Genomic DNA, 14,696 nt, shown 5'->3' on the forward strand with positions numbered 1-14,696 from the left:
ATGGAGTTGCAATTTATCGCATATTTTGAAACATTTTCAGCACATTAAGTATTCCATACCCCCATACTGGATTGGGGTATAAATCTCCACTTCTTTGAACTGCACCTCTTTGAATATATGTTTTTATCGTTTGCGAATATATATTAGGGTCATTTCCTTCTACAATTCCCCATTGAAATAACATAGCGCAGGCCCCTGCTAATATAGCCGCTGATACACTTGTTCCATTAACAATAGCCGTTTGATTATTAGGCGCTACAGTTAATGCATTTATCCCTCCTGCAGCCACATCAATTCTATTAAGATAGTCCTCTAAAAATGCTATTCCGGAATAATCTAGAACATTATTATTTAGCTGATTATACGCTGCAGCAGTAATTGTGTATTCAGAACACGCTGGATTACTTATAGTTCCATATGGATCTGAAGAAATAAACCTAGTTCCTCCAATACTAACTCCTTCTTGAGGTATCCATGCATTAAATCTGCCATTTAGAATTGACTGTCCTGTCAGGGTAAAACGCCAAATTCCTTCTGTTATATTTAATAACCTTACTCTCATTAATTGATCACCTGTGTATTCTTCTGGAACATAGTAATTTACTACCATTGAAGTGGTTTCAAATACAAACGAATAAGTTTCTATAGCCGTTATCTCTGCATTTATAGTTCCAGTACTCTCTCCTGATGGTGATATTATATTTAATGTCATTATATTAGGTGATTCAATCCAAATATCAACTATTATATTTTTTTGCTCTGGCGATATATATAGCTGTATTGTTCTAGATTCATTAACTTGAGATATAGTACCTGATGTATGAGTTCCACTTGCGCCTTGGTTTCCTGAGCCATTAACTATTGCAATTCCACTACTTTGAGACATAAAATCCATATATTGTTCTAAAAAGCCATTTCCTTTATGTCCTCCTAAATTACTTTCTAAGGGCATATATATAACCATAGGCTTATTATTTTCTAGTGAGTATCTATTTAAAAATTCTAGTGCTGAAAAAACAGATAACATGCTGTATATAGGTATTTGTATATTATACCGTCTTTTATAAGCAATATTTTCAAGAAGCTTTATCACTACAAAATCACATTCTGGAACCATCCCCTTTAAATTAGGATTTTTTCCAACCGATCCAATTATCCCAGCCATATTTGTTCCATGACCTATTTCATCTTTGGTCGGAACTATATCATAAGGAGATTGTCCAGACCTAAAAGCATCAATTGCTTGTTGTATTGTACTTCTATTGTAGACACTTCCGAACGGAACTCCATTCTCTCCAATTTGCTGCCCTGAATTTATAGTTTGATCCCAAATATACTCTATTTTGGTCTGCCCATTTTCTCTTATAAATTCATCATTTAAATAATCAATGCCTGAATCTATAATCGCTACATTTACGCCTCTCCCTGTAAGTCTTAATGGTAATTCTAATTGCAAAAAATTAGCTTGGGATGCTTCAATTGGTGAAACTTCTTCTAGCGTAAATATATCTGGAAAAGCCCTATATATTACTGTAGAAAAAACCGGAATAGCTGTACCTGTATCAAGCTCTACAGGTGAAGATAATATGGCATATTGATTATCAATTATAGTTGCATAATACCCTGGCTGTTTCGAAACTTCATCCTCAATATTACCTTCGTATTGGACTATATAATGATAGTAATTTGCATCAGAAAAAATATTTATCGGAGCTCTAAAACCTTCCTTCATATAAATTTTCCATCTCCCGCCTTTGGAATTCTTATAAATAATTTATTTATATAATACTCGTCAAACTCATGATCTTCATTTGTATATCTTTTATCAGTGATATTCATTCGAAATCTTTGGTTGCTATTTCTATATAAACCACTAATTATATTGAAAATACCTAGCAAATCAAAATCACCATATCCTGTTTCTCTGCTAGGATATCTATTAGCCGAATTTCTGTTAGCCCCATACATTATGTATGTTCTAATCTTTTTAGTATACATAGTAGGATCATTACGGTCTACAATCCCCCATTGTAATAAAAGTGCACACGCCCCAGTCACTACTGCTGTAGCAGCTGAACTGCCTGAAAATGTTGTCACTCCTCCTCCAACTTTTGTTGTCAATATATTTACACCTATAGTTGAAATATCTGGATTAATCAATCCATTAGTATTAAACCCTTTACCAGAAGCTGCAATTAGTGCATTATTATTTCCATAATAAGATACTGTAATGACATTAACAGCTGTTGACGGTATTGTTAGAGTAGTAAATGGATCCGATTCAAGAAATATTGTATTTTCTGGCAAAGTACTTTTGGGAGGCAGCCATATGTCATACCTACCATTTGTTATATATTCACCTATCAAATTGAAAGTCCATGTTCCTGGTTTTATATTACTAAACGTAAGACTTATTACTTGATGTCCTGTGAAATGTTCTGGTGAATAGAATCTTACTAACATATCTGTATTTAAAAAAACAAATCTAACTGGTTGAACTTTATTTATTTTAGATTGTATAACTGCTGATGCTTCACCTGTCGGAGAAATTACATTTACTGATGCGATATTAGGTCTTCGTATCCATATATAAATCGGAAGGTATTTTATTTCCCTTGGTATTCTTAGTTCTATTACTTTTGTATCACCTACATTCCTTATATATCCCGATACATGACCTTGAGAATCCCCCTCATTTCCCACTCCATTTACTACACACAATCCTCTACTATTTCCAATAGATGTTATATATCTTGAAATTAAGTTGTTACCATCATGACTACCTTCAGTACTTCCAACACCTACATAGATAACCATTGGTTGCTTACGTTCTACTGCAACTCTTCTCAAGTATTCTACTCCTGCTACAATTTCAGATGCATTATATACGGGAGTATACGGAACTCCATTTTCTTGCAATTGTCTTTTAAAATTAGTGGATTCAAAAAGCTTAACAATAACAAAATCACTTGCATTTGCAATTCCTTGAAATTCAGTATTGTATCCCCTTGCTCCTATAATCCCCGCAACTTTTGTTCCATGCCCAACTTCATCTCTGGAAGGAACTATTTGATACGGATCTCCATTATTTCTTTTAGCTGCAATAGCACTATTAATTTGATCATTCGAATAAGTTTGTCCTATATATACAGCGTCACTAGTATTACTTTGAACGGATTGATCCCATATACTTATTATTCTTGATGTATCATCTTCTCTTATAAACTCATCATTTAAATAATCTATACCTGTATCGACTATTCCTATTAGCACTCCCCTCCCATTCAAATCTAAAAAGGGATTTATCTTTATGTTATTTATATTATCTACAGATGATGGTGAGATATCTTGTAATACATAAATTGTCCTAAAATCATAAAATACAATTGCTGGAACATCATTTAGGAGCCTATCAAAATCATTATTTCGTACAGATATTACTCCGATATTGCCTGTAATTATATCCCCACAAGCATAAGATAACTTATCTATTTGTTCTTTGAAATTCCCTCTATACTCAATCAAATAATTTGCCGAATTGGGATCATAATATAAATTACAGTCACGTAAATCAGACATATCTAACTCCTAATATTACTTGCATTAATATTATATATATTTTTATATTGTTTATTTGATGATTGAAATTATTTGTTCATCTCTAAATTAATAATTGTGATATTCCTTAATATTTAAATTAAATTTTTCATCCTCTTATAATTTCTAATAAAGTAATCAAAAAAAGCAACAAACATTATAATGCTTATTGCTTAAAATACTTTTAATTATATATTATTCTGAAAACTTAGTCCAAACCTTTATATTCAAACCAGTCAACATCCACATAAATACCGTTTCCCAATAAGTCCTGACAGCTAACTCCTATCATTGCCCCTGTAAAACCATTTCCATTAACATGTTCATCTGATAAAATCCTCATGTCAAGGATATAATCTAATTCAAAATATTTCTCTCCATCTATAGAATATGAGAATCTAAGTTTATCTCTATTTACACAGGCTTTTATGTAAAACCTAGAATTATCTTCAGGAAGCGAAATACATGGTGTCTCTATAACATCCCTATTATTTAATGTTGTAATTGAAATGCTTAGTCCTAATAATTCATCTCTACTTATTTTACAATAATGATAATTGTCATAATTATAGTAGCATACTAAGCCTGCCATATGATGATGACTTTCTGGATTGAACTCTAAACATACTTTACATTCATAAGAAAAATTTTGCTGTCTCCTTGCAATAAAGCTTTGATTAAATTTAGATGATAAAGAATTTCCACCTCTTATTCTTAAATATCCCTTTCGTTCAGTTAGACTCATATTAGAGCTTTTAAAAGATTTTCTTAATGTTAGAAAATCTAAAGTAATTTCCTCTCTATCAAAATCTTCTCTTACAATTTCAAGATTTTCCTCTATCCTTCTTAAATTAGTTTTAAAATTACTCATTGGTAAGTTTCCATTACTTCCATCAATCTTAAACCAGCCATCATCTGTATATTTAATATTTTGAATAGCAGTTTCTCTTCCTAAAATACTATAACCATCAACTGGCCTAGAACATAAATGGGCCATGTACCAATTACCGTTATAATCCTGAACAAGTTGTCCATGCCCTGCTCTTTGAATTGGATAGTCAACATCTGTTTTTGATGTAAGCATAGGATTATTAGGATCTATTTCATAAGCTCCTGTTAATTTCTTAGATCTAGCAATAGTTACACAATGTCCAAACTCAGTTCCCCCCTCTGCAACTGTTAAATAGTAATATCCATTATATTTAATTATGTTAGGGCCTTCTGTAGTTCCTATTTCGCTTCCATTAAATATTTTATGAATTGGACCAATTAACTTTTCTTTTTCACTATCATATTCCTGGAGTACAATTCCACTAAATCTTACCTTATCTATCCTATGATCAACCGTCATGTTAACAATCCATTTCCTGCCGTCTTCATCATGAAATAGAGATGGATCAAAACCTGAACAATTTAAAAATACAGGTTTACTCCAAGGACCCTTAATATCCGTTGATATTACCATAAAATTGTGAGTATCTTTAAATCTTGACCTATTAGTATAAACAATGGTATATATCAAATAAAATATACCATTACTATAGGTAAGGTTTGGTGCCCAAATTCCACATGCAGAATCAATGCCAGTTAAATCAAGAGCTTTCTCATCCGATAACGCATTAGAAATAACATTCCAATGTTCAAGATCTCTTGAATGATAAATACTCACTCCTGGAAACCATTCAAATGTTGATGTTGCAATATAGAAATCTTCATTAACTCTAAGAATAGATGGATCCGGATTAAACCCCTTGATTACAGGATTATTAACTATATTCATTTTTTCTTCCTTCTTTCTATCTACTTTCCACTAACTCTTTGCCTATACTCTGTAGGTGATACGCCCGCATTTCTTTTAAATAATACACTAAAATACTGAGAATTTACGTATCCTATCTCCTCAGATATTTCATATGTTTTCATATCCGTAGTCATCAATAAATACTTTGCCCTCTCAATCCTTATCTTTATAATGTAATCTGAAATATTAATGCCTTTTTCTTTCTTAAACATTGCACTGATATATGCGGGCGTTAGATGCACGTCTTTCGATATACTATCTAAACTTATATCTTTTTCCCAATAGTGTTTTTTAATGTATTCTACTATTTGTTCTACTGTTTTTTTATTGGCAGACCCAGAAACACTATCATTGCTGCTTACAATCACAGTCCTTTTATCTCTATCAAAATATTGATTCATTTGATATAAAGACATTATATAATTTGCTTCATCGTATGATTTGCTTATACCTTCCAATCCGTTATATATACTACCAACTGAGGCTTTCAAATTACATTGCCACTCTTTTTCTTTATGTTTTAGTAGGTTTTCTAATATTTTGATAAATTTATCAAATGAATCATCTGCTTCTTTGGGAAGGTTAGATATAATAAATAATTTTTGCTCCGTTTTACAGAAATAAAAATCTATTTCTAAGCCTAAAATTCTAATTTCTCTTTCAAAAAAATTATATCCTTCGGCAATACTTCTTATATGCTTGCTTTGAGTTAAGTTTCTGTTTGAAATACACGTAACAAAAAAGTTATCATATAAAAATTTTATATTACTATTAAGAAGATTCTGATATATTTCCTCAGACTTTTCATCATAAAATAATAAATCTCTCAATATTTTGTTTTCCAATAATATTTCACTTTGCTTTACTCTTTCGGCTTGGTTTAATGAAGCAGTATATTCATTTCCAGCCCTCAAAACAGCCTCTAATATTTTTTCATTCTCTTCGTATTTCATAACATATTGGCTTACTTTATAGTTTAATGCTTTTTTCGCATACTCAAACTCATCGAATGCAGTTAATAATACCACTTTTATCTTAGGATATAGCTCATAAATATGCTGGATTAACTCCATTCCATCCATGAAAGGCATCTTAATATCTGATAATATAACCTCTGGCATACATGTTTCTATCTTCTCCAAGCACTCTTTCCCATTTGCCGCAGTCCCAACTATTTTGACATCATTTAATTCCCAATCTATATTTTTTTGAATACCCTCTCTTATAATCTCTTCATCTTCAACAATAAAAAGCCTACACATATTTTTCTTCTCCTTTTTGTCCTGCTTCTATAGGAATTTCTATAATAACCTGTGTAAATTCATTTTTTATACTAAAAAAGTTCATTCTTGCTTTACTTCCAAAATACAATTTTAAGCGATTATTTACATTTCTTAGTCCAAAACTTTTTAATTGCTGATCATTTCTATTATTAATTGTTTTAATTAAATTGTCTAACTCCTGTTCACTCATTCCTAATCCATCATCATATATTTCAAATATCATTTTATCATCTTTCTTATTTCCGGATAAAATGATTGTACCAAGACCTTCTTTTCCCTTAATCCCATGATATATAGCATTTTCGATAATCGGTTGAAGAGTAAGAATTAACATTTTCTCATTCATAATGTCTTCGCTAATATTAATATAAAATTCAAATTCTTTATCATATCTCATTTGTTGAATTTTAAGATAATTTCTAATGTGTTCAATCTCTTCACTTACATAAATGATATCTCTTCCCCCGCTAAGACCTATCATATAAAATTTAGATAAAGCGGCGCACATTTCACTTGCCTTATCATTTCTCCCCATATCAATTAAGTGCTTAATTGAGCCAAGAGTATTATATAAAAAATGAGGTTTGATTTGTGACTGCATTATCAAAAGTTCCAATTTTGACTTTTGTTTTTCTTCTTGCATTACTTTTCTTAAAAGTTCAAGAACTGATTCTTTAAATCTCTCTAAGCCTTTTGATAATGTTCCCAACTCATTTTCTGTATCTATCTCAAACTTAACATTTATATTTCCAAATTCAAATTCTTTAACCTTATTTGAGAGAATCTCTATCGGCTTTGATACTCCTCTAGCTAATAGAGTGGAAATATACAATAAAACAATTGACAATATTCCTATAAATGCTATTAAAATTACTTTCAAGTTATTTGCTTCACTGACTAAGTCTTTTTTAGGAACAACACCAATTACCTTCCATAAATTATCTTCAGAACTACTATATATTGATACTTTCTCTTTTCCTATTTTCGTATCATTAATACTGCCTTTTTCAATATCACTTTTAATTCTAGCTATATCATTATCTTCTATATTAAATGTTTTTATTGTGCTATTAACTATTGCTTTCCCATCTGGACTCATAACTACTACATATCCATTTGGGCTAATATTAACCTTATCTAACAATTCCTTAAAATACTCTGTCTTAAGATTATAAATTAATATTGCTTTATTTTTTGAATCCTTAGTACCAAATTTTTTTACAATAGAGATAACATTTCTTGATGACTTTGAAGAAAAAACTTTATCCTCATGACTCTCAATCCATCCATATCCAGTTTCTGAGTAAATATCTCTATTAAACCATTCATTAAAATCTATGCCTATATTAACTGGCGTATCTCCTTTGTACATGCTTACCTCTACTCCAGTATTTGTTACAAAATATATAGAATCAATCATGTCATTAATACTGTAGTAAACAGATTCCATTTGATTATAGCAATCTAATATATCCATATATTTTCTTGATTTATCTTCCTCAGTATAGCGGTTCATGAATAGGTTTCCAACTGATACACTATCACTTTCAGCTACCATTTGCGAAAAGGGTATATTTATCTTCTCATTTACAGAGATAGCTGTTTGATTCACTGAGTTTTCAAGTAAAAAAGATGAATTTTTTTCAATTTGTTTTATTTGAAAAAGGTATGAAAAAATTCCAATTAATATAGCTGATATCAAAATGACTGGAATGTATATTAAGTTTAGCTGTTGCTTAATTGGCCTTCTCCACAAATTTTCAAACAATCTTCGCATACCTAATTTCTCCTCGAAAATGATATTTATATCTACCTAAAATTTTGTTAATGTAATTTATGATTATCGTGAGTCACCTCTATACACAAATGTTACCCAGAACTTTTATATAAATTTATATTTTTAATATTACAATCTGTTATTTCTTTACTGAATTATCGTAATCTCTTTTTGCTTTTTCAAGCAAAGCTGCCCACTGATCAAGCATCTCTTTTGCTGTCATTTGTTTAGACATCACTTTCTGAATTACTGAGTCCATTTGAGATTCTATGCTAGAATAATTTGCTAAATAGTATGGTGTATCAGTAAATCTAACTTCCTTAGACTCTTGCAAATCAACACCTATAGACATATATTGCGTATATTTAAAAAAGCTATTTTTAGTGGCCTCTATATTTGCCGGAATTTCACCATATAACTTACAATACTCAGTATTTATATCTTTATCTAAATATAATTTCATTACTTTCCATACTGCATCTTTATTTTCTGATTTAGATGACATCGATAGTCCTAAAGGCATTAGCTTTGGATGAACTATATATCCTTTAGATGAAACTGGGAATTTTGCTGCTTCAAATTTCGAGGTGTCATTATCAAATGCAGACATCATAGATTTCCCAGATCCCAAATTATGAATAACTATACCTGCTTTACTTGACTGGAATGAATTTGCCAATTCCGTCCAGCTCTTCGTCAAATCATCTTGTGCTGTAAATTTGTTATAGCACTCAAGATATTTCTCTGCAAATTCTAAGTTCTTAGGATTATTAATTGTTGCCTTACCGTCTTCTGTAAAATAATTGGTTATACCAGAATACGAATACATAAGCATTTCTAAAGTATTCGCACTTCCTGCCCCTCCACGAATAGCTAATCCATATCTATTTTTATTTTTGTCAGTTAACTTTTCAACGGTATTAAAAAATTCATCCCAATTAGTCGGTACATTTAATCCTTCCTCTTTAAGCCAATCTGATCTTACCCATAGGTTCCAAGTTTGTGAACTATATGGAAGTGCAAAAAGACCTCTACCTGATGGATCATATGATTTTGTAGCTTTAATCAAATCCTCATTAATCTTATCTTTATCTTCCCATTTATCAAAATAACTAGTTAAATCTTCATAGTAACCATTTGTTAATAGTGACGATCTAAAATCATTGGTTATATCAGGTGCTTTTCCTGATGCAATTGCAACATCTACTTTTTGTCTATACGCTGATAAGTCACCTGGTATCCCAAGAAAATCTAACTGTATATCTGGATATGTTTCACTAACCTTTTTCTGAAATTCCTTAAAAAAGACTTCTCTTTCCGGTGTTACAGATGCCGCCCAGAAAGTTACTACTGTTTTCTTTCTTAAACCTTCCCGTGAAATATCTTGCGACGTTGATTTATTACACCCTGATAAAATTAAGGTCGTACTGATAATTAATATTAGAACAATTGGTAAGAATTTTTTCATACGATTGACCTCCAAATTACCAAATATTTATTCCAGTATAACTTGATACTTATTCAAATAAACAAATATTTCTCACAAATACATATTTATAATACACTGATTAGGCTAGCGAAACAATATTCTAATACTATTTAAAAATAGTATTTATAATAATAAATTTTGTTCATTTAATCTTTTTTCTATAAATAAATTATTCTTATTCATAAATCAATTCTTTTTCCAGTTCAGCTGCATTTCTTTCTCTTAACTCTTTAGAAATTCTTGCATAAGTTTCTTTATCTAAGTTATAGAATCTCATACAAACAATTGATATACTATATAAACATATAGGAATGATTGCTGTTGCAATAAGAATACCATGAAGAGCTGTTTGTGTTTGAGCTTGCTTTGCAACATATCCACTCATGGATAAAACTATACCTGGGATCATTCCACCAAGAGCATTACCACATTTAAAGAAAAAACATACAAGTGAATATATCATTCCACCTAAACGTTTATTGGTTTTCCATTCGCCATATTCAATAGTTTCAGGAATTAATGCCCACATAAATGCACTAATCATACCGTTTCCAACTGAAGCAATTCCACGTGAAATAAATATTGTAACAAGCCAATTACTTGGTGATAAAAATAATCCAAGCATTCCAATAATATCAGTAGCTATTGATAATGTCATAAGTTGCTTTTTAGTTAATTTTCTACTTAACCAAGGTATAAACGGAATAATTAATAATGCTGGAAAAGTGCCGACCGCTGAATACCATTTAACAAGCTCTGGTTTACCTACATAATAAGTTATATAATAGATTCCAGTTGCACTTACAACAGATTTTACTCCATATATAACAAAGAAAAATACGCTTAAAACTACTAATGGACTATTAACTTTAAATTGCTCAAAGATATCACTAAATTTTATTTTGGTATGTGATGCAGGAACTTGTACTCTTTCTTCAACAGACTTAAAACAGATTAGTAATAAAATTCCTCCAACAATAGCTATTATAGCCATAGTCAATTGCCAACTTTGTCCAATGCTCATTGTTTTTGAGAATTGGCCTGCTAATAATGGCACACAAAATGCAACGACAACTTGTCCTATGTTTGCTAAAAATGTTCTATAAGTAGTTATGCTAACAGATTCATGTTGATCTCTAGTCATTGCTGAAGTTAAAGCTCCATATGGAACATTAACAAAGGTGTAGCAGACAGATAGAGCAATGTATGTTGCATAAGCATATATCATTTTTCCACCTTCACTTAGCTGTGGTGTGCTAAAACATAATATAGCTAAGATTGCGAAAGGTACTGCACCATATAATAGAAACGGTCTAAACTTACCATATTTAGTATTTGTCTTATCGATAATCATTCCTACAAGTGGATCAGAAACAGCATCCAAAATACGAACTATAAAAAACATAAATGCCGCTGCACTTGATGTTAATCCAAAAACATCAGTATAAAAGAACAGTAAATAACTAGATATGCTCGCATATACAAGATTGCATGCAAAATCTCCAAAACCATATCCGATTTTTTCTCTTGTAGAAATACTTGTATCTATCTTTTTAGTTTGATTCATAAAATTACCTCCTAGTATTTTAGATGTAACCTACAATTCCTGTAATGAAAATCAGTTTTTCTCTACTCTCCTTACAAAATATATTTAAACTAGTATTTCATATAATTTGTATATCGGTTACATTTCAATTATCTGTTATTTAACAACAATAATAAATAAACTATTTCCTGTTTGTTGTTTGTTATTTTATGTTCTTCTAATCTTTACCGAGCGAATTAAAATTTAATTAACATCACCTTGCATATGAATTTACACTAATTTTAAAAAAATAAAAACTTCGCTAAAATCTCATTTGATTTTTAGCAAAGTTTCTTTTAAATATTTTATTTCTACTTTGAAACTACAGGTTCAAAAAGTTTAATTCATTGAATTTTCCCTTAAACTATACGATAATACAAGCCAGATATTATCATAAAAATCATTATATTGTTTATAACCTATATAAAAACCTTAATTCAATGAACAACATGAGAGTCTATTTCTAAACTCTAGTTTTTTAGCTATCAAGATTATACATATTATAAAAAATCAACATCATTAAATATCTTCATGTAAATTAACACAAAAAAATAGCCGTCGGAAGAATATCGGAAGAAATTAACCTTCCATTCTCTCAACTGCCTATTTTACATATGCGAGATAAGCCATAAGCCGAGTTCTGTATTAAGCAATCATCTATCTAGGCCTACTGTTGCCAGTAAGCTCAAGCGACGCACCCGGAGGCGGGACGGGCAGCCCCTTAATTGCCTCCCTATTCGGTCTTGCTCCAAGTGGGGTTTACATAGCCGTGAAGTCTCCATCACGCTGGTGAGCTCTTACCATCACCTTTCCACCCTTACCTAAGTAAACTTAGGCGGTATATCTCTGTTGCACTTTCCTTCAAGTCGCCTTGACTGGACGTTATCCAGCACCCTGCCCTATGGAGCTCGGACTTTCCTCTCCTAGATCTAAGTCTAGCAGCGATTGCACGTCTCACTCGCAAAATCTATATTAACATATATCTTTTTAAGATGCAAATATATTTTTTATACAACATTTCTAAATTATAGTTATATTAAAAAAAATATTATTGTTAATAATAGTATTACTATTATTCCATATAAACTTACGCCACAGAATAGAAGCGTTAATAATATAAGTCCACCAACAATTAATTTAGGATAAAGTAAAAATAAAAGAGGATTCTTGCTAGGAAAAAATGGTGGAAATCTACCATTCCATCCACCATATTTACTTCTTCTGCTTCCTCCCCTAAAAAAATTTCGTATTGTTTTCTTACTATGTTTAAAGAAATTTTTCAAGTCATCTTTTAAATCTTCACTATTTTTATTATTAAAATCATGATCTTTCCCCATAATTCACCGCACAATTATTATTACACTATTAGTATATGCACCTATTCATTTTTTTAGTAAACTCTTTTTCAATTAATTATATGCATTAGAACTTAACATTTAAATAATTTAGTGCAGTTATGACTTTAATATAAAGTTTTACTAAATATTAATTTATTAAACAAACTCATAAGGATCTTCACTTTTTTTTGAAGCAATGAACTCTACATCTTTAAATTTTTCCTTTAAAAAATCCAATGTTTTTAAAAACACAAGGTACTCTGTTGAGAAATGTCCTGCATCTATTATGCTTATACCTAATTCTTTGAAATCCGATGCAAAATGATATGTTGTGTCCCCTGTTATTATACAGTCTGCACCAAGATCTTTTGCTTTATAAAAGAAATCTTGTCCACTGCCATTAATTATAGCTATTGTCCTTGCTTTATTTTTTCCCCTAACAATCCTCATATTTTTTATATTTAAATTTTTTTTAATAATTTCTATAAGATCATTCAACATTATTTCTTCGTCTAATTTAACTAGTCTTCCAATTCCGCCATCTTTATAATTATTAGATTCATTAGGTTCAATAATTTCTTGTGACTCAAATCCTAGCATTCTAACTATAGTTTCGTTAATTCCGCCTTTAGCACTATCTAAATTGGTATGGCAAGAGTATAAAGCTATATCTTCTTTAATTAGATTTATCAACTTGTTCCCCAATAAATCTCCTTTAACTATACTCTTAGGTCTTTTGAATAGCAGTGGGTGATGAGTTATTATTAACTCACATCTTAAATCCGCTGCCTCCTCAATCACTTCATTTGTGCAATCTAAAGATAATAAAACCTTGTTTATAGTCTTATCTTCATCTCCAACCATTAGGCCAACATTATCATACGATTCCATTAAAAATTTTGGTGCAAATTTTTCTATTTCTTTTCCTATATCCTTTACTTTGACCATAATCTCACCGCCTAAAAACTTTTTAGTAGCTTCTTTAACTTCTCATTTTTTTCTATTAATTCATTTCTTCTCGAAATTGCATGTTCAGTATTATCTTTAATAAAATCTATTACCTTTTCATTTTTTTCAATTTTACTTTCTATGTATGATTTAAATAGTGGTGATTTTTTATTTAATATAAATGGACTTATTTCATAAAATATATTCTCTAACTTTATATAATCACCTCTCTTATACTTAACTTTAAATATCTCATAATACTTGTCTTCATCCAAGCAAATGTCCTCTTCTAATATTTCATAATCGCTAGTATATAAATATTCTCTTAATACTTCTGGATTTTGTGCTGGTTGAAGCAATAAATAATCTAATTTTTTCACCTTATCTAAATCATTCTCTAATATATCTCTAATTAAATTGCCACCCATTCCTGCAATTATTACAGCTTGAGCTTCTTTATTTTTTAATACAGCTAGACCACTTCCTAATCTTAAATCTACCTTATCTAATACGCCATCAAGCGCTGCATTAATTTTAGCTTTTTTCAGTGGATCCTTATTAATATCTGATGCAATAACTTTTTTAGCTATATTATGTTTAACTAAATATATTGGTATATATCCATGGTCTGTTCCAACATCCATTATTATTTCTACTTTATTAATTTTTTCTATAATCCATTTTAGTCTTTTACTTAATTCCATATTTACCTCTTTTTTGTCTTACTTATAAATTTTAGATATCCAATTTAAGGATTCGACTTATTAGATGAATGTATTTACAAAGTTGCTAAAACCTTAAGTTCATATCTTCACTAGAAATCATAAATATATTTATGATTTCGGTATGTTATTACACAAGTCTAATTTTAAAGTTTGA

10 protein-coding genes and 1 other RNA gene are annotated in these 14,696 nt (G+C 30.3%); all 11 read right to left on the reverse strand.

The features are described from left to right. Window positions 1-13: 13 nt before the first annotated feature. A complete protein-coding gene (locus L3B96_RS09065; protein WP_238860463.1) occupies window positions 14-1,732 on the reverse strand; it encodes a S8 family peptidase in 1,719 nt (572 codons plus the stop codon). Further along, window positions 1,729-3,579 (reverse strand): S8 family peptidase, encoded by a 1,851-nt coding sequence (locus tag L3B96_RS09070; RefSeq protein WP_238860465.1) that lies wholly within the window; start codon window positions 3,577-3,579, stop codon window positions 1,729-1,731. Before L3B96_RS09070 ends, L3B96_RS09065 begins: the two co-directional genes overlap by 4 nt. 226 nt (window positions 3,580-3,805) lie before the next feature. Beyond that, entirely contained in the window at window positions 3,806-5,377 is a 1,572-nt protein-coding gene (locus L3B96_RS09075; protein ID WP_238860467.1) for a glycoside hydrolase family 43 protein, read from the reverse strand. A 20-nt stretch (window positions 5,378-5,397) separates the two neighbouring features. Next, window positions 5,398-6,660 (reverse strand): response regulator, encoded by a 1,263-nt coding sequence (locus L3B96_RS09080; protein WP_238860469.1) that lies wholly within the window; start codon window positions 6,658-6,660, stop codon window positions 5,398-5,400. Continuing rightward, complete coding sequence (locus L3B96_RS09085) at window positions 6,653-8,458, reverse strand: sensor histidine kinase (protein WP_238860471.1); 1,806 nt, start codon at window positions 8,456-8,458, stop codon at window positions 6,653-6,655. Before L3B96_RS09085 ends, L3B96_RS09080 begins: the two co-directional genes overlap by 8 nt. A 139-nt stretch (window positions 8,459-8,597) precedes the next feature. Further along, entirely contained in the window at window positions 8,598-9,926 is a 1,329-nt protein-coding gene (locus L3B96_RS09090; protein WP_238860473.1) for a sugar ABC transporter substrate-binding protein, read from the reverse strand. A 196-nt stretch (window positions 9,927-10,122) separates the two neighbouring features. After that, the gene (locus tag L3B96_RS09095; RefSeq protein WP_238860475.1) at window positions 10,123-11,514 is read right to left on the reverse strand and encodes an MFS transporter; all 1,392 of its coding nucleotides are present in this window, start codon (window positions 11,512-11,514) and stop codon (window positions 10,123-10,125) included. 631 nt (window positions 11,515-12,145) lie between these two features. After that, window positions 12,146-12,493: RNase P RNA component class A (rnpB, locus tag L3B96_RS09100), an RNA gene on the reverse strand. A 70-nt stretch (window positions 12,494-12,563) separates the two neighbouring features. After that, complete coding sequence (locus L3B96_RS09105; RefSeq protein WP_011968199.1) at window positions 12,564-12,869, reverse strand: hypothetical protein; 306 nt, start codon at window positions 12,867-12,869, stop codon at window positions 12,564-12,566. Between the two features lie 156 nt (window positions 12,870-13,025). Beyond that, entirely contained in the window at window positions 13,026-13,817 is a 792-nt protein-coding gene (locus L3B96_RS09110; RefSeq protein ID WP_238860477.1) for a Nif3-like dinuclear metal center hexameric protein, read from the reverse strand. Between the two features lie 11 nt (window positions 13,818-13,828). Further along, a complete protein-coding gene (locus L3B96_RS09115) occupies window positions 13,829-14,521 on the reverse strand; it encodes a class I SAM-dependent methyltransferase (protein WP_011968197.1) in 693 nt (230 codons plus the stop codon). Between the last annotated feature and the right edge of the window lie 175 nt (window positions 14,522-14,696).

It is taken from the genome of Clostridium sp. YIM B02569 (genome assembly GCF_022320765.1).
GTDB classification, from domain to species: Bacteria; Bacillota; Clostridia; order Clostridiales; family Clostridiaceae; genus Clostridium; species Clostridium beijerinckii.